This window comes from Actinoplanes sp. NPDC049681 (genome assembly GCF_044465265.1).
GTDB lineage: Bacteria > Actinomycetota > Actinomycetes > Mycobacteriales > Micromonosporaceae > Actinoplanes.
Genome location: NZ_JBITLP010000004.1, coordinates 391,020 through 405,925, shown reverse-complemented (window position 1 = coordinate 405,925; position 14,906 = coordinate 391,020). Strand labels below are relative to the sequence as shown.

At 70.6% G+C, this 14,906-nt stretch carries 13 protein-coding genes; 10 read left to right on the top strand and 3 right to left on the bottom strand.

Annotated elements, in window-relative coordinates; translation table 11 throughout:
• Window positions 1–120 precede the first annotated feature (120 nt).
• The 4 genes from ACIBO8_RS16290 (at window position 121) to coaD (ending at window position 4,458) form a co-directional block, all read left to right on the top strand.
• Window positions 121–1,557, top strand: coding sequence for a discoidin domain-containing protein (locus tag ACIBO8_RS16290; protein WP_396116013.1), 1,437 nt, complete (start codon window positions 121–123; stop codon window positions 1,555–1,557).
• A complete protein-coding gene (locus ACIBO8_RS16285) occupies window positions 1,557–2,774 on the top strand; it encodes an MFS transporter (protein ID WP_396116012.1) in 1,218 nt (405 codons plus the stop codon). Before ACIBO8_RS16290 ends, ACIBO8_RS16285 begins: the two co-directional genes overlap by 1 nt.
• Entirely contained in the window at window positions 2,771–3,751 is a 981-nt protein-coding gene (locus ACIBO8_RS16280) for a hypothetical protein (RefSeq protein ID WP_396116011.1), read from the top strand. Before ACIBO8_RS16285 ends, ACIBO8_RS16280 begins: the two co-directional genes overlap by 4 nt.
• A gap of 269 nt (window positions 3,752–4,020) precedes the next feature.
• Complete coding sequence (gene coaD, locus ACIBO8_RS16275) at window positions 4,021–4,458, top strand: pantetheine-phosphate adenylyltransferase (protein WP_396116010.1); 438 nt, start codon at window positions 4,021–4,023, stop codon at window positions 4,456–4,458.
• Between the two features lie 262 nt (window positions 4,459–4,720).
• Here the strand turns inward: coaD and ACIBO8_RS16270 are convergent, their stop codons facing one another.
• Window positions 4,721–5,029 carry a hypothetical protein gene (locus tag ACIBO8_RS16270; RefSeq protein ID WP_396116009.1) on the bottom strand — a complete coding sequence of 103 codons (309 nt, stop codon included), beginning with the start codon at window positions 5,027–5,029 and terminating at the stop codon, window positions 4,721–4,723.
• 16 nt (window positions 5,030–5,045) lie between these two features.
• Window positions 5,046–7,286 (bottom strand): ATP-dependent Clp protease ATP-binding subunit, encoded by a 2,241-nt coding sequence (locus ACIBO8_RS16265; protein WP_396116393.1) that lies wholly within the window; start codon window positions 7,284–7,286, stop codon window positions 5,046–5,048.
• 198 nt (window positions 7,287–7,484) lie between these two features.
• On the opposite strand from ACIBO8_RS16265, the gene ACIBO8_RS16260 reads away from it, so the two are divergent.
• From ACIBO8_RS16260 to ACIBO8_RS16250, 3 genes are all read left to right on the top strand, one after another.
• Window positions 7,485–8,264, top strand: a complete 780-nt coding sequence (locus ACIBO8_RS16260; protein WP_396116008.1) for a hypothetical protein — start codon at window positions 7,485–7,487, stop codon at window positions 8,262–8,264.
• A gap of 151 nt (window positions 8,265–8,415) precedes the next feature.
• Window positions 8,416–11,247 carry a M36 family metallopeptidase gene (locus ACIBO8_RS16255; protein WP_396116007.1) on the top strand — a complete coding sequence of 944 codons (2,832 nt, stop codon included), beginning with the start codon at window positions 8,416–8,418 and terminating at the stop codon, window positions 11,245–11,247.
• Window positions 11,248–11,355: 108 nt separating this feature from the next.
• Window positions 11,356–12,207, top strand: a complete 852-nt coding sequence (locus tag ACIBO8_RS16250; RefSeq protein ID WP_396116392.1) for a PaaX family transcriptional regulator C-terminal domain-containing protein — start codon at window positions 11,356–11,358, stop codon at window positions 12,205–12,207.
• A 9-nt stretch (window positions 12,208–12,216) separates the two neighbouring features.
• Here the strand turns inward: ACIBO8_RS16250 and ACIBO8_RS16245 are convergent, their stop codons facing one another.
• Window positions 12,217–12,630, bottom strand: coding sequence for a RidA family protein (locus ACIBO8_RS16245; RefSeq protein ID WP_396116006.1), 414 nt, complete (start codon window positions 12,628–12,630; stop codon window positions 12,217–12,219).
• A 59-nt stretch (window positions 12,631–12,689) separates the two neighbouring features.
• Between ACIBO8_RS16245 and ACIBO8_RS16240 the strand changes: the two genes are divergently transcribed.
• Genes ACIBO8_RS16240 through ACIBO8_RS16230 form a run of 3 tightly spaced genes read left to right on the top strand, consistent with a single transcriptional unit; the run spans window position 12,690 to window position 14,890 of the window.
• Complete coding sequence (locus tag ACIBO8_RS16240) at window positions 12,690–13,511, top strand: fumarylacetoacetate hydrolase family protein (protein ID WP_396116005.1); 822 nt, start codon at window positions 12,690–12,692, stop codon at window positions 13,509–13,511.
• Between the two features lie 9 nt (window positions 13,512–13,520).
• The gene (locus ACIBO8_RS16235; RefSeq protein WP_396116004.1) at window positions 13,521–13,982 is read left to right on the top strand and encodes a cupin domain-containing protein; all 462 of its coding nucleotides are present in this window, start codon (window positions 13,521–13,523) and stop codon (window positions 13,980–13,982) included.
• A complete protein-coding gene (locus tag ACIBO8_RS16230) occupies window positions 13,979–14,890 on the top strand; it encodes an acyl-CoA thioesterase (protein WP_396116003.1) in 912 nt (303 codons plus the stop codon). Before ACIBO8_RS16235 ends, ACIBO8_RS16230 begins: the two co-directional genes overlap by 4 nt.
• Window positions 14,891–14,906: the final 16 nt, after the last annotated feature.

Sequence of the window (14,906 nt, the reverse complement as noted above, 5' to 3'; positions counted from 1 at the left end):
GGGCGCTGGGAGACGAGTGCTGTCACCGCAGGTGCGGTGGCTGGAGGCCGGGTCCCCCAGAGTCGTTCCCGCCTCCTGCTCGCTACCCCGGCGAAGTGGATCCCCTGACCAGGAGGCGACGTGGTTGCTCGCTGGAAATCGTTCATCGGCACCGGTGCCGTGGCCGCGCTCGCCGTGGCCGGCGGTGTGGTGCTGGCTCATTCCGCCGAAGCGGCGGAGACCCTGCTGACCGCGGGGCGCCCCGCGACGGCGTCGTCCACCGAAGGCGCCGGGTTCGAGCCCGGCAAGGCCGTCGACGGCAATACCTCCACCCGGTGGGCCAGCAAGGAAGGCGGCGGCGAGCAATGGATCGCCGTGGACCTCGGCCGGACCGCCACCGTCACCGAGCTGCGGGTCGTCTGGGAAGCCGCGTACGCGAAGGCGTACCGGTTCGAGGTGTCGGACGACTCCCTGACCTGGACCCGCGTCTGGTCGACGAGCGCCGGCGACGGCGGCGTCGACACCAAGTCGGGCCTCACGGCGACCGGGCGCTACGTCCGGATCCTGGCGCAGGAGCGCGCCACCGGCTACGGCTACTCGATGTTCGAGTTCGAGGCGTACGGCAGCATCGCCACCCCGCCTCCCTCCTCCCCGAGCCCGACGGCATCCAGCCCGCCTCCCGGCGGCGGCGACGCCGAGCCGTTCACCGCGATCGCGGTCGGCGACGTGGCCGTCGACCCCGACAAAAAGCCCGGCGACTCCGCCGAGGAGGCCGTCCTGAAGAAGTGCAAGACACCGACGGCCTCCGACTGCGCGCACAAGCTGACCTCGGACCGGGCCCTTGCCGAGAACCCGGACCTGGTCCTGGTCATGGGCGACGCCCAGTACGACGATTCGAACCTCACGCTCTACAACAGCTACTACGACAAGACCTGGGGCCGGCTGAAGTCGCGGACCAGAGCCGTCGTCGGCAACCACGACCTGTACGACGACGAGGGCTACGACGGCTTCAAGGCGTACTTCGGCAGCAAGGGCACCGGGCCGGGCGGTACGACCTGGTACAGCTTCGACAAGGAGAACTGGCACTTCATCGCGATCGACTCCAACTTCATCGAGGACGAGGGGGGCGACGTCGACTCGAAGAAACAGCTGGAGTGGCTGAAGAGGGACCTGGCCGCCACCACCAAGTCGTGCATCGCGGCGTTCGCCCACCATCCGCGGTTCTCCTCCGGCGACCACGGCAACAACAGCGGGATGAAGCCGTACTGGGACGCGCTCTACGCGGCCCGGGCCGACCTGTTCCTGAACGGTCACGACCACTCGTACGAGCGGCTCGGCCCGCAGGACCCCAACGGCAGGGCGACCACCGACGGCATCGTCGAGCTGGTGAACGGCGCCGGCGGCGCACCCTTCTACGACCCGGGTGACGCAAGTGCGCCGAACAGCCAGAAGACGGTCTACGGCAAGCTCGGCGTGGTGAAGCTGCAGTTCGGCGTGAACACCTTCCGGTGGGACTTCCTGCCGACGGGCACCAGCCAGACCCCGCTCGATCGCAGTCCGACGTACACGTGCCACTGATGTACCTCGCCCAGCAGAACACGACCGACCGCCTCCGGGCGTCCGGTGGTCGCGGCCGCGTAGCCGCGAACATCCTGGCGCTCGGGGCGGTCAGCCTCGTCACGGACGTCTCCTCCGAGATGGTCACCGCCGTCCTGCCGCTGTACCTGGTGCTGGGCCTCGGCTTGAGCCCGCTGCAGTTCGGCTTCCTGGACGGCCTCTACGGAGGCGTGACGGCGATCGTCCGGATCGCGGCCGGCCGGGCCGCGGACCGCACCCGCAGACGCAAGCTCGTCGCCGGCATCGGCTACGCCCTCTCCGGCGTCTGCAAACTGCTGCTGCCCGCCGCCGGCGCCGCCGTGCCGATGCTCGGTGGGGTGCTCGCCGTCGACCGCGCCGGCAAGGGCATCCGTACGGCGCCCCGCGACGCGCTCATCGCCGCCAGCAGCCCACCCGGCATGGTGGGCAGGTCGTTCGGCGTGCACCGGGCGATGGACACCATGGGCGCGCTGGCCGGACCGCTGGTTGCCGTCGGCCTGCTGGCGATCACCGGAAACCGCTACGACACGGTGTTCGTCGCCAGCTTCTGCATCGCGATGGTCGCGGTGTTGCTGCTGGCGCTCTTCGTGCGTGACCAGCCACCACCAGCGCCGGCGACACCGAGAGCTGCGGTGCCGTGGGCCTGGACCCCGCCGGTCCGCCGGGCGTGCGCCGCCGCGGGGCTGCTCGGCGCGGTCACGATCGGGGACGCCTTCGTCTACCTGCTGCTCCAGCAGCGGACGAACCTGCCGCCCACCCTGTTCCCGCTGCTGCCGGTGGGCACGGCCGCGGGATTCCTGCTTCTGGCGGTGCCCTTCGGCCGCTTCGCGGACCGGTTCGGCCGCCGGACAATCTTCATCGCGGGTCACCTCGCCCTGCTTCTCGTGTACGCCGTCCTGCTCGGCCCCGCCGCCGGCATCGTCTCCGCCGTACTCGTCCTGGCGCTGCACGGCACCTTCTACGCCGCGACGGACGGAGTGCTGATGGCGCTTCTGGCCCCGACCCTGCCGGCCGAGTCGGCGACGACCGGATTCGCGACGGTGCAGACCGCGCAGGCGGTGGCCCGGCTGGCCGCGGGCATCGGCTTCGGCGCCGCCTGGACCGCCTGGGGACCCGGCCGGGCGCTGATGGTCGCGGCGGCCGGCCTGGTGGCGGCACTCGGCGGGTCGATGATGCTGCTGGGCCGGGTGGACGCATGACGCCCCGCACCCGATGGGTGGCCGCCATCGCCGGAACCCTGGCACTCGTCATCGCCGCGACGACCTACACAATCATGTCGCGCCCGGCCACCGGCCCGGCGGCGCAAGGCAGTGCCCGCTGGCGCCCGGCCGGAGAGCTCCTGGTGCGCGACACCGCGACCGGCCGGGCGGCGTGGATCAAGGGCGGCGTGCGCACTGCCGGCGGCCCGGCCTGCGACCGGACCTACCAGGCCGCGGGAACGATGATCTGCCTGCGGGCCGTGCCCGGCGTGGCGGGACCCCAGACCTTGATGACCCTGTACGACGACGAAGGCCGGCAGTTCAAGGAGATCCGCTTCCCCGGGGTGCCGACCCGGGCCCGGGTGTCACCGTCCGGCCGGGTCGTGGCATGGACCCGGTTCACCCTCGGCGACACGTACGCGAAGGGCACCTTCAGCACCCGTACGTCCTTCTACAGCATCGAAACCGGCTACCTGGTGACAACCATGGAGACGATCGCCCTTTACATCCAAGGCAGACGCTTCACGGCGCCGGACCTCAACTACTGGGGCATCACCTTCGTCGACGACACCTTCTTCTACGCGACGGTCGGCTACGGCGACAAGACCTGGCTGATCCGCGGCGACCTGGACCAGTGGCGAGCCGACTCGGTGGCTCCGGATGTCGAGTGCCCGTCGCTGTCACCGGACGAGAGACGGATCGCGTACAAACTGAAGGCCGGCGGCAAGTGGTATCCAGCGGTGATCGACCTGGCGACGAAGACGGTCACGCGGCTCGCGGAGACCAAGCCCTTCGACGACCAGATCGAATGGCTGGACGACAACACCGTCGCCTACGGCCGCGACGGCGGCATCTGGTCCGTTCCGGCGGACGGCACGGGCAGCCCGAAGCTCATCGCCGCGGGCGCGTCGTCACCGTCGAGATGGAAGGCGGACCCGGTGAAAGCCGTTGACCTACCGGCATCTGCGCCGGGCTGAGCATGTCTCGTCACTCGGCGGAGGCGTTGGTCCTGACCGGTTCCGGGCAGCCGATGGGTGGATCATCGGCTCCGGTTCATAGGAGCGGATCTTCCGGGAGTACTTGATCGAGCCATGCGATGCCCCCATTGATATCTCATGACCCGGTGACGGTCCGCTTCGGAGTGTGGGTCACCAGCGATGGGTGCAGGCGGTCGCTTGACCTGTCGGATCGAGCACTCACGCGCAACGCCCGCCTCGAGTTACGCGACATCGCTTAATCTGGCTCGATGCGTCATGCGTCCGCTGGGGGTCCCGGCTCGGCTCGAGCGGTCTATCCCGGAACGTTCGATCCCTTCACCCCGGGTCACCTCGACATCGTCGCCCGGTCACGCCGCCTGTTCGAGCACGTCACCGTCCTGGTCGCCGTCAACGACAGCAAACGGCCGTCCCAGCCGGCTGCCGCACGGGCGGCGGAGATCCGTGCCTCACTACCAGCGGGCTGGGAAAATGTCTCGGTCACCGACTGGCACGGGTTGACCGTGGATCACTGCCGAAGCCATGAGAGCCACGTGATCGTCCGAGGGGTCAGAACCTCGACCGACTGGCGGCACGAGTACGAACTCGCAGCGATGAACGAAGCGCTGGGCATAGCGACCTTGCTCCTACCCGCGCGGCCGGAGCTGGCAACGACGTCCTCCACCGCGGTGCGGGCTCTGCGAACCTGAACGACGTCACCCCGATGTGCCGACAATCAGCCTCGCCTTGGCCGCGGCGACGCGTCGCAGGTCGGGCAGCGCAGCCTCTTCAGACTGGCCAGCGGCAGTGCGGTCCGCGTCGTAAGCCTCCCGGTACGCGTCCGGCGGCGGCCGAAGTCCAGATCCTGCCCACCGAGCGGCACATGTCCGAGGGCGGTGATCGGTTCCCGGCCGGCGAACAGGCGCGGTGCCGTGAACGCGGCGGTCCGGCGATGACCTCGATCGGTGACGGTCAGTCGGTGGCCATGCGGATCAGGGCGTTTCCGCCCAGCAGCAGCACGTCCGCCCCGGCGATGCACGCCATCGCGAGGTTCAGCCGGCGCGCCGCGGTTTCCGGGTCGGTTGCCCGGAAGCCGCGCACCAGACTGATCCACCCGGCCGCTACCAGTGGCACCCCGCCGATCAGCAGCAGTCCGACCGGGCGCGGGGTGTTGCCCCGGGCCACCAGCAGGGCCACCATGACCGTCGGGAGGATGCCGAAGAGTACCGCGGCGAGGCTCGCGTACCACTTCAGCGGCCGGGTCGGATCCGTCGTCTGCACCTGCCGATCGTACCGATCAGCCGAAGACCTCCGCTCGTACGTGGAAGACCAGTGCCTCGTCCTCGCAGTCCACGACCGCGACCTGGCCGGGGCGAAGGCCGTCCAGCAGGATGCGTTCGGCCAGGATGTCCTCGACCTCGCGCTGGATGGCGCGGCGCAGCGGGCGGGCGCCGAGCGCCGGGTCGAAGCCTTTCGCCGCGAGGTGGCGGCGGGCCGCGGCGGTGACCTCGATGCCCATGTCCCGGTCGCGCAGCCGCAGGTCGACGCGGGCCAGCAGCACGTCGACGATGGCCAGTACGTCGGCTTCCGTGAGCCGGGGAAACACGACGGTGTCGTCGATGCGGTTGAGGAACTCCGGGCGGAAGTGCTGCTTCAGTGCGTCCTGCACCTTGGCTGCCATCCGGTCCTGCGCGCCGTCAGCGGGCTGGAAGCCGAGCGACAGCGGCTTGGAGGCGTCACGGGTGCCCAGGTTGGTGGTCAGGATGATCACCGTGTTCTTGAAGTCCACGGTCCGGCCCTGGCCGTCGGTCAGCCTGCCGTCCTCGAGGATCTGCAACAACGTGTGGAACACGTCCGGATGGGCCTTCTCGACCTCGTCGAACAGCACCACCGAGAACGGCCTGCGCCGCACCCTCTCGGTCAGCTGGCCACCCTCGTCGTGGCCCACGTACCCGGGCGGCGCGCCCACCAGGCGCGACACCGTGTGCCGGTCGTGGAACTCCGACATGTCGAGCTGGATCAGCGCGTCCTCGGAGCCGAACAGGAACTCCGCGAGAGCCTTGGACAGCTCCGTCTTACCGACGCCGGACGGGCCGGCGAAGATGAACGATCCGGACGGCCGCTTCGGATCCTTCAACCCTGCCCGGGTACGCCGGATCGCGCGCGCGACCGCGCGGACCGCCTCCTCCTGCCCGATGATCCGTTGGTGCAGCTCGTCCTCCATGCGCAGCAGCCGGGACGTCTGCTCCTCGGTCAGGCGCTGCACGGGGATGCCCGTCCGGTTCGCCAGGACCTCGGCGACCTGCTCGCCGCCGATCTGCCCGTCGCCGCGCGGCCGGACGTGCGCCCAGGCGCCGGCCTCGTCGAGGAGATCGATCGCCTTGTCGGGCAGGAACCGGTCGGTGACGTAGCGGTCGGCCAGGCGCACGGCGGTGGCGAGGGCGACGTCGGTGTACAAGACGTGATGGTGCTTCTCGTACCGGCTGCGCAGGCCCTTGAGGATCTCGACGGCCTCGGCGGAGGTCGGCTCCTCGATCGGAACCGGCTGGAAGCGGCGGGCGAGTGCGGCGTCCTTCTCGAAGTACCGCCGGTATTCCGCCGTGGTGGTGGCGCCGATCGTCTGCAGTTCGCCACGCGCGAGCATGGGCTTGAGGATGCTCGCCGCGTCGATCGCGCCCTCGGCCGCGCCCGCGCCGACCAACGTGTGGATCTCGTCGATGAACAGGATGACGTCGCCGCGGGTGCGGCACTCCTTGACCACCTTCCTGAGGCGTTCCTCGAAATCGCCGCGGTAACGGGAGCCGGCCACCAGGGAGCTCAGGTCGAGGGAATACACGTGCTTGTCGCGCAGCGTCCGGGGCACCTCGCCGGCCACGATGCGCCGGCACAGGCCCTCCACGACGGCGGTCTTGCCGACGCCCGGCTCGCCGACCAGGACCGGGTTGTTCTTGGTACGACAGGACAGCACCACGATGATCCGGTCGATCTCGCCGTCGCGGCCGACCACGGGGTCCAGGCCGTCGTCACGGGCGCGCTCGGTGAGGTTCTCGCCGTACTGGTCGAGCAGCCCGGAGGTGGTCGTCGGCGGGCCGGCCAGGGCGGGATGCCCGGACAGCAGCTGATGGACTCTCTCGCGTACCCGCCGGGGGTCGGCACCCAGGGTGACCAGGATCTGAGCTGCCACGCTCGTGCTTTCCCGGACCAGTGCCAGCAGGATGTGCTCGGGGCCGATGTGGTTGTGCCCCAGCTTGAGCGCCTCACGCAGGGCGAGCTCGAGAACGTTCTTGGCGTCGGGGGTGAACGGGACGTGCAGGCCCGGCGCCTCCCGTCCCTCGCCGAGGGTCTCGGCCACCTTCGCCCGGGTCATCTCGAGCGTCACATCCAGGTCGCTCAAGGCCTGCGCTGCGACGCTCTCGCCCTCGCCGACCAGGCCGAGCAGCAGGTGCTCGGTGCCGATGTCATGGTGGTGGAGGAGCCGGGTCTCCTGCTGAGCCAGGACGACAACCCGGCGAGCCTGATCGGTGAACCGGTCGAACACGACACTCACGTCCTCGCGGCGAGGCCCCACGCACCCCACCCGTCGGCGCACGCGGGCGTGCGTAAGGGTGGTGTGCGCTGAGTCAGAGCCTCTTGGCGTCGACGCGAACCCGCGTGGGGGGCTCGCACGCTCGTGCAGGCGCGGCTGCCCCCTCAACGTACCTCGCAGAATCTACGATGGCCCGAGGGAGGGGCCGTCATGACCGGAGCCGAGTACCGCCGCCAGGCCAACGATCGCGCCCGCAGGCGCGCCATCCGGGCCCTCGCCGCCCAGATGGGAGTGCCTTACTCGGTCGCGGCGCGGTTGATCGCCGACCCGCATCGCGCGCTGTTGTTCGCCCACCGCGAACAACGCCCGTTCCACGCCCGGGTTCGCGACACCCGGGATGCGGCCGCTGTCCCACTGGGTCGCGCCGCCCACCTGACTGCCCGCTTCCCCCGCCTGCACACGCCTGCGGGCCGGCTCTACGACGGCCGCGACCGGCGGACGGTGCTCGCGATGCTGTACGCGGTCGCGGCGCACGAGTCGCCGCACCTGCTGCCGGCGCCCGATGAGCTGGCATGGGTGGCCGAGCTGGGCGAGGAGACGGCGGTCGACATCACGTGCGCGGCTCTGGACCGGGCCGCCCGCCTGCTGCTCGACGACGACCCGTGGGGGCTGTGGAGCCGGGTCGAGGAAGCCCTCGAAGCGGGCGACCCCCGCAGCGAGGCGACGATCACCCTCGGCCGGGAGCTCCGGACGGTAAGCCTGCGGGGTTCTGTGCCGGGCGCCCGGCAGACCCTCGACGCGGTGCTCCTCGCAGCACACCGCCTCAAGCTGCCCGGGACGCAGATCAGCCTCAGCAGGCGTACGGCCACGGTGGTCGGCGCTCGCTGGCCGGGAAGCGGGCCGCCGACGGCGTACGAGGTACGGCTCAACGGTGACCCCCGGATCCACCTGGTCGATCTCGGGCAGGAGCAACAGCCGGCCGGCGTCTGACCGGAGCCCTGCCGGCCGCACCGGGCCGTCGCCAGGCAATGCGGACGAAATGCCGGCGAGGGGACACGGATCCGCGGACGGTACCGGATAGTGATCAACACTGACCGATAGATCCGTTGATTTAGATCGCTCGTTTTGCCAGGCTGCTCGGGTGAAGACGTACACAAGACGTACCCTCGCCATAGGCGTGACGCTGGCCGTGGCAATCATGCCGGGTGCAGTCAGCGCCACCTCCGCGTCGGCTGCCCCGGCAGCACCGCATCCCGACCGGACGGCGGCGAAAACCGCCGCTCCGGAGAACTACGACGCGCGGCATGATCCCGCGCTCGCCGGCACGTTGAGCACTAGGGCCGCGATGCTCGCCGCGAGGCCGCCGGCGTCGCTGCACCGCATGCGTTCGGAGCTGGGCGACCAGGGCATCGTCGACATGGACCCGCTGACCGGCACGCCGCGGCAGGTGGCGAAGCTCGACGGCTTCCTCACCGGGCCGTCGCACAAGCCGGCTGTCCAGGTCGCCCGGGCCTACCTCAAGGCGCACGCCGACCTGTTCGGCGTCGACCCGGCGACGCTGCGACTGCGGCGCGATTATGTCGACATCGCCGGTACCCACCACCTGAGCTTCCTGCAGCGGGTCGGCTCCGTGCCGGTGTTCGGCAACGGCATCCGGGCCGACGTCGCCCGCAACGGCGCGCTGATCCAGATGACCGGCTCGCCCGTGCGGCAGGTGCCGGCCGATCTGGCCGGAGCCAAGCTGACCGGCAAGCAGGCGTTGGACGCGGCCCGGCAGGACGCGCGGGAGGCCCGGTCGACGACCAGGGACAAGGCCCAGCTGGTCGCATTCCAGACCGCCTCCGGCCTGCGCCTGGGATATCAGACCCTGACCATGCAGTCCGGCTACCTGCACGTCGTGGACGCGCAGACCGGCCGCATCCTCTACCGGCAGAGCCTCACGCAGAAGGACGCCGGCCCGGACGCGCTGGTCTGGGACAACTACCCCGGCGCCCCGGCCGGCGGTAAGCAGCGGCGGGTCTCGCTGCGCAAGTGGGTGTCCCCGTACGCGACGACCCTCACCGGCAACTCGTCGCACGTGTTCACCGACGTGAACGACAACAACCTTGCCGACCCCGGTGAGGAGGTCGGCCAGAGCTCGCCGGGTCACTTCCGGTACCCGATGAAGGACTACACGCAGCAGGTCGGCGGCCTGTGCTCGGCCCAGTTCCGGTGCACGTGGGATCCGAAGACGCCGTTCTCGTGGCAGGCGAACCGTGCCATGGACGCCACCCAGGCCCTGTACTTCACCTCGGTCTTCCACGATCACCTGCGGGACGCGCCGATCGGGTTCACCCGCGCCGCGGGCAACTTCGAGACCCGCGACGGCGACCCGGTGCAGGTCAACGACCTGGACGGGGCGAACACCGCCGACGGCCTGCCGGACGACGCCCACGTCGACAACGCCAACATGTCGACCCCGCCGGACGGGACCTCGCCGACGATGCAGCTGTACCTGCAGCCGGCGGCGAACTCCACGCCGGAGGAGGACCCGTACATCCCGTCGGACACCGGCAACGAGGCGTCCTCGGTCTACCACGAGTACACCCACGGGCTGTCCAACCGGCTCGTCGTCGACGCGGCCGGCGTGTCCACCCTCAACGGCCCGCACTCCGGCGCCATGGGCGAGGCGTGGAGCGACTGGTACGCGTACGACTACCTGCAGAACGCCGGCCTGGAGAAGGACACCCGGGCGCCCGGTGAACTGGTCGTCTTCGAGTACTCCACGGCCGGGGCGAACACGATCCGTACCGAGCCGCTGGACTGCTCGGTGGGCGCTCCCGCCGCGGTGTGCCCGGGCACGCCGACGGCAGGTTCGGGCGGCTACACGTTCGGCGACTTCGGCCACATCTCGCGCCGCGGGCCCGAGGTGCACGCCGACGGTGAGATCTGGGCGCAGACCCTGTGGGACCTGCGCGCCGCGCTCGGTTCCAAGCTCTCCGAGTCGCTGGTGACCCGCGCGATGGAGCTCTCCCCCGCCGACCCGTCGTTCCTGGACATGCGTAACGCGATCCTGATCGCCGACCGGGTGGTGGCCGGTGGCCGGCACCAGAAGGCCATCTGGAAGACCTTCGCGCACCGCGGCATGGGCTTCTTCGCCGCCGTGGTGGACGGCTCGGACACCGCGCCGGTGGAGAACTTCTCGATGCCGCCCACGCGGAACTCGGCGAAGAGTTCGGTTTCCGGCACCATCACCGAGCGGGACAGCGGACACCCGGCGGCCGGGGTCGCGGTCACCTTCGGCGGGCACAGCTCCGGGTTCGCCGGCTCCTACGCCGCGGTCACCGACGCCCGTGGCCACTACAAGATCAAGAACGTCTTCATCGGTACGTACAAGAAGGTCTCGGCCGGTGGGGCCGGGTTCGACCGGCAGGTCAAGACCGTCAAGGTGACCAGGAAGCCGGCCACCGTCAACTGGACCGTCCGCCGGGACTGGGCCGCGTCCCAGGGCGGTGCCCAGCCGACCGACTTCAACGGCGTGGACAACAGCGGTTTCGGCTGCGGTCCGTCGCAGGTGATCGACATGTCGCAGGGCACCGGCTGGAGCACGGACGCCGTCATCACCAGCGGTACGGCGATCGAGCCGCGGTTCGTCACGATCCAGCTGCCGGCGACGATCACCGTGTCGGCGGTCGAGATCAACCCCACCGGCAACTGCGGTGACGATCCGAGCGCGTCGACCGGCGACTACCGGGTGGAGACGTCGCCCGACGGTACGGCCTGGACCGTGGCGGCCACCGGCCACTTCGGGCCGGCCAACCGGGACAAGATGAACCCGGTGAGCCTGACGGCCGGCACTGCCGGCGTGAAGTTCGTGCGCTACACGATGCTCGGTACGCAGGTGGCCGACGAGGGCGGCAGCTGCCCGAGCCAGTCCGGCGGCTGCGCCTTCGTCGACACGGTCGAGGTCGGCGTCTACGGCGCCGCTGCCTGACCATGACGACCTCGTCGTGGGCGGTCGGTGCCGATCGCCCACGACGGGGCCGGTTCGCCGGGGCCCGCAACGGCCGCGACCCGCGGCCCTTATGGTGTCCTCGTGACGATGGTGAACGCAGCGACCGAGGACGCGGAGCCGAAGTCGACCCGGCCCCGCGCGTTCATCGTCACGATCTACGGGCTGTACGCGCGGGAAGCCGGCGGCTGGATCAGTGTGTCCGCCCTGATCCAGCTGATGGAGCGACTCAAGATCGACGCGTCGTCGGCGCGATCGGCGATCTCGCGGCTGAAGCGGCGGGGGCTGCTGGAGGCCCGCAAGGTGGGCGGGTCGGCCGGGTACAGCCTGTCCGACCAGGCGCGGGGCATCCTGGACGAGGGTGACCAGCGGATCTTCGGCCGGCAGCGGGCCGAGCTGGCGGACGGCTGGCTGCTCGCCGTCTTCAGCGTTCCCGAGTCTCAGCGCCAGCAGCGGCACGTGCTGCGCTCACGGCTGAGCTGGCTGGGGTTCGGCACGGTGGCCTCGGGGGTGTGGATCGCCCCCCGTCACCTGCGCCAGGAGACCCGCGAGGTGCTGGAACGCTACGCGCTTTCGGCGTACGTGGATCTGTTCGACGCCGACTACCTGGCCTTCGGGGACGTCGCCGAGCTGGTGGGCCGCTGGTGGGACCTGGACGGGTTGCAGTCGCTCTACGGCGAGTTCCTGGACTCGTTCGATCCGGTGCTGGCCCGCTGGGAGAGGGGCGCCGCGGGCGGCGACGGGGAGGCGTTCGACGACTACGTACGGGCGCTGACCGCGTGGCGGCGGCTTCCTTTCCTCGATCCGGGGCTGCCGCCGGAGCTGCTGCCGCGCGACTGGAACGGGGTCCGCGCGGCCGCCCTGTTCGACGCGCTGAAGGACCGGCTCACCGAGCCCGCGCACCGTTTCGCCGGCTCGGTGATGACCGGGGTCACGACGTGATGGGCGCCGTCACGGCCGGACAAGCCGTTCGTCGGGGATGACGGCGACGCCCAGGATCTCGATCAGCGCCTCCGGCTGCCACAGCGCGGTGCAGCCGATGCCGGCCATGGCCGGATAGACCGGCCCGGCGAGCTCGCGCCAGACCTTGCCGATCTCCTTGCCGTGCGCCTGGTAGTCCGGGATGTCGGTGAGATAGATCGTGATGGTGACCAGGTCCTCCGGCCGGCCCCCCGCCGCCCGCAGCGTGGTGAGGACATTTCCGAACGCCTGACGGAACTGCTCGACGATCCCGCCTTCGACGATCTTCATGTCCTGGTCGAGGGCGGTCTGGCCGCCCAGGTACAGCGTGTTGCCGGCCAGGGTGCCGTGCGAGTAGCCGCTGGGGGCCGGCAGGGCGGCGGGATTGACAGGGATGGGGGTCATCGGGCCTCCGTCGGGTCTGGTCTATTGACTTTAGCTGACGAGCGTGAAAAAAACTGCACATGAGGCTCGCGACGGTGACCGGGTCCGACGGCCGTACGACGGCCGCGGCCGACCCGGGCGACGGCTGGCGACGGCTGCCCGCGCCGCACCTCTCCGCGTACCTCGACGAGTTCGCCGGGCGGGCCGTGACCGACCTGATCGGCGAGCCGGTGCAGCCGGCCGGGATGACCCTGCCCCTGCCCTCGCCCCGCAAGGTGATCTGCTGCGGTCTGAACTACGCCGACCACATCCTCGAGATGGGCCGCGAACTGCCCACTCATCCCACCCTCTTCGCCAAGTACGCCGACACCCTGACCGGGCCGACCGACGACATCGAGCTTCCGGCCGGACTGCAGGTCGACTGGGAGGCCGAGCTGGCGGTGGTGGTCGGCGCCGAGATCCGTGGCGGCGGCCGGGCCGAGGCGGAAGCGGCCGTCTGGGGTTACACGGTCGCCAACGACGTGTCGGTCCGCGACTGGCAGACGCGGACCCTGCAATGGTTCCAGGGCAAGGCGTGGGATCGCAGCACGCCGATCGGCCCGGTGGTCGTCACCGCCGACGAGATCGATCCGGCCGCCGGCTGCGAGGTCGTCTGCCGGGTCGACGGGGCGGAGCGCCAGCGGGGCGACACGAGGTCGCTGGTCTTCGACGCCGCTGCGCTGGTCGCGTACGTGTCGACCTTCACCCGCCTGCGCCCCGGCGACCTGGTCTTGACCGGCACGCCCGGCGGGGTGGCAATGGGTATGACGCCTCCCGCCTTCCTCGCCGACGGCGCTGTGCTCGAAACCGAGATCACCGGGATCGGCGTCCTGCGCAACCGGATCGTCTTCCACAACGACTAGGAGTCGAGCATGCAGCCGACCGACAATTCGATGTACGCCACCGAGGGCGGCCTGGTCGTGCCGGTGGTGACCCGGGGAGGCCTCGAGTCCAGCCTGACCGGTCAGTCGGCGGGCGCCACGCGGATCGCGGGCGTGAGCCCTCAGCACACGCCCGCGCGACGCCTCTGGTTCGGCAAGGTCAGCAACGAACCCGGCTTCCGGTCCGTCCCCCACCACCACGGCGAGGCGGAGACCGGCGGATTCGTCCTGTCCGGCCGCGCACGCATCTACTTCGGAGTGAAGTTCCAGGACTACATCGACATGGCGGAGGGCGACTGGGTCTTCGTTCCGCCCTTCATGCCCCACGTCGAATGCAACCTGGACCGCAACCGGCCGCTCACCTGGATGACCACCCGTACGCCGGACAACATCGTCGTGAACCTCGAGGACGTCGCGGACGAGGCGCTGATCGACTGGACCGAGCGCCCGTGACCGCGACCTCGGCGACGTTCACCTCCGCCATCACGCTGAAGGAGACCGAGCCGCAGCACTACGACGTGGCCTTCACCGCGGTCACCCAGCCCTGCCCGTGGCCCAAGGCGTACGGCGGCGACCTCGTGGCGGCGGCCGCCGCGGCCGCCATGCGAACGGTTCCCGACGGCGCGGAGGACGGCAAGACGCTGCACTCGATGCACTCGTACTTCATGCGCCCGGCCGACATCGGTGCCGAGGTCCGCTACGAGGTCGAGCTGCTGCGCGACGGCCGGGGCTACGGGACCCGGCAGGTGCGCGCCTTCCAGTCGGGCAAGCCGGTGTACGTGGCCCTGGCCTCCTTCGCCAAGGGAGAACCGGGCGGCAGCTTCGCGGTACGGCCGCCCGATGTTCCCGGCCCCGAGTCGCTGCCCACCTCGGCGGAATACCTCGCCCCGCGCGACGGCGGGACGATGACCGAGGAGTCGAAGGCGTACTGGAGCGGCGGGCGCAGCTTTGACATGCGGCACCTGCCCGGGCCGGTCTACCTGACCGTCGACGGGGAGCGGGCGCCGTACCAGGCGGTGTGGGTCAAGCCGTACGACGCCCTGCGGCCGGTCGAGGGTCTGACCCGTACCCAGCGCGACCTGGCGGCCCTGGCGTACGTCTGCGACTACACCATCCTCGAACCGGTGCTGCGCGTGCTCGACCTGCCCTGGGCCAGGCCGGGGCTGGTCACCGCGAGCCTGGACCACGCGATGTGGTTCCACCGCGCCCCGGGCGAGGGTGTCCTCGACGATTGGCTGCTCTACGCGCAGCAGGCGGGGCCGGCCGGCTCCGGGCGCGGACTCGGCCAGGGCAGCTTCTTCACCCGCGACGGAGAACACCTGGCGACGGTCGTGCAGGAAGGCATGATCCGCGCGTCCTGACCCCCTGGAAGGGACC

Bases quoted from the DNA above. Each gene is read 5' to 3' on its own strand.
- ACIBO8_RS16285 (WP_396116012.1), top strand. From the start codon at position 1,557: ATGTACCTCGCCCAGCAGAACACGACCGACCGCCTCCGGGCGTCCGGT.
- ACIBO8_RS16280 (WP_396116011.1), top strand. From the start codon at position 2,771: ATGACGCCCCGCACCCGATGGGTGGCCGCCATCGCCGGAACCCTGGCA.
- coaD (WP_396116010.1), top strand. From the start codon at position 4,021: ATGCGTCATGCGTCCGCTGGGGGTCCCGGCTCGGCTCGAGCGGTCTAT.
- ACIBO8_RS16260 (WP_396116008.1), top strand. From the start codon at position 7,485: ATGACCGGAGCCGAGTACCGCCGCCAGGCCAACGATCGCGCCCGCAGG.
- ACIBO8_RS16250 (WP_396116392.1), top strand. From the start codon at position 11,356: ATGGTGAACGCAGCGACCGAGGACGCGGAGCCGAAGTCGACCCGGCCC.
- ACIBO8_RS16245 (WP_396116006.1), bottom strand. From the start codon at position 12,630: ATGACCCCCATCCCTGTCAATCCCGCCGCCCTGCCGGCCCCCAGCGGC.
- ACIBO8_RS16240 (WP_396116005.1), top strand. From the start codon at position 12,690: ATGAGGCTCGCGACGGTGACCGGGTCCGACGGCCGTACGACGGCCGCG.
- ACIBO8_RS16235 (WP_396116004.1), top strand. From the start codon at position 13,521: ATGCAGCCGACCGACAATTCGATGTACGCCACCGAGGGCGGCCTGGTC.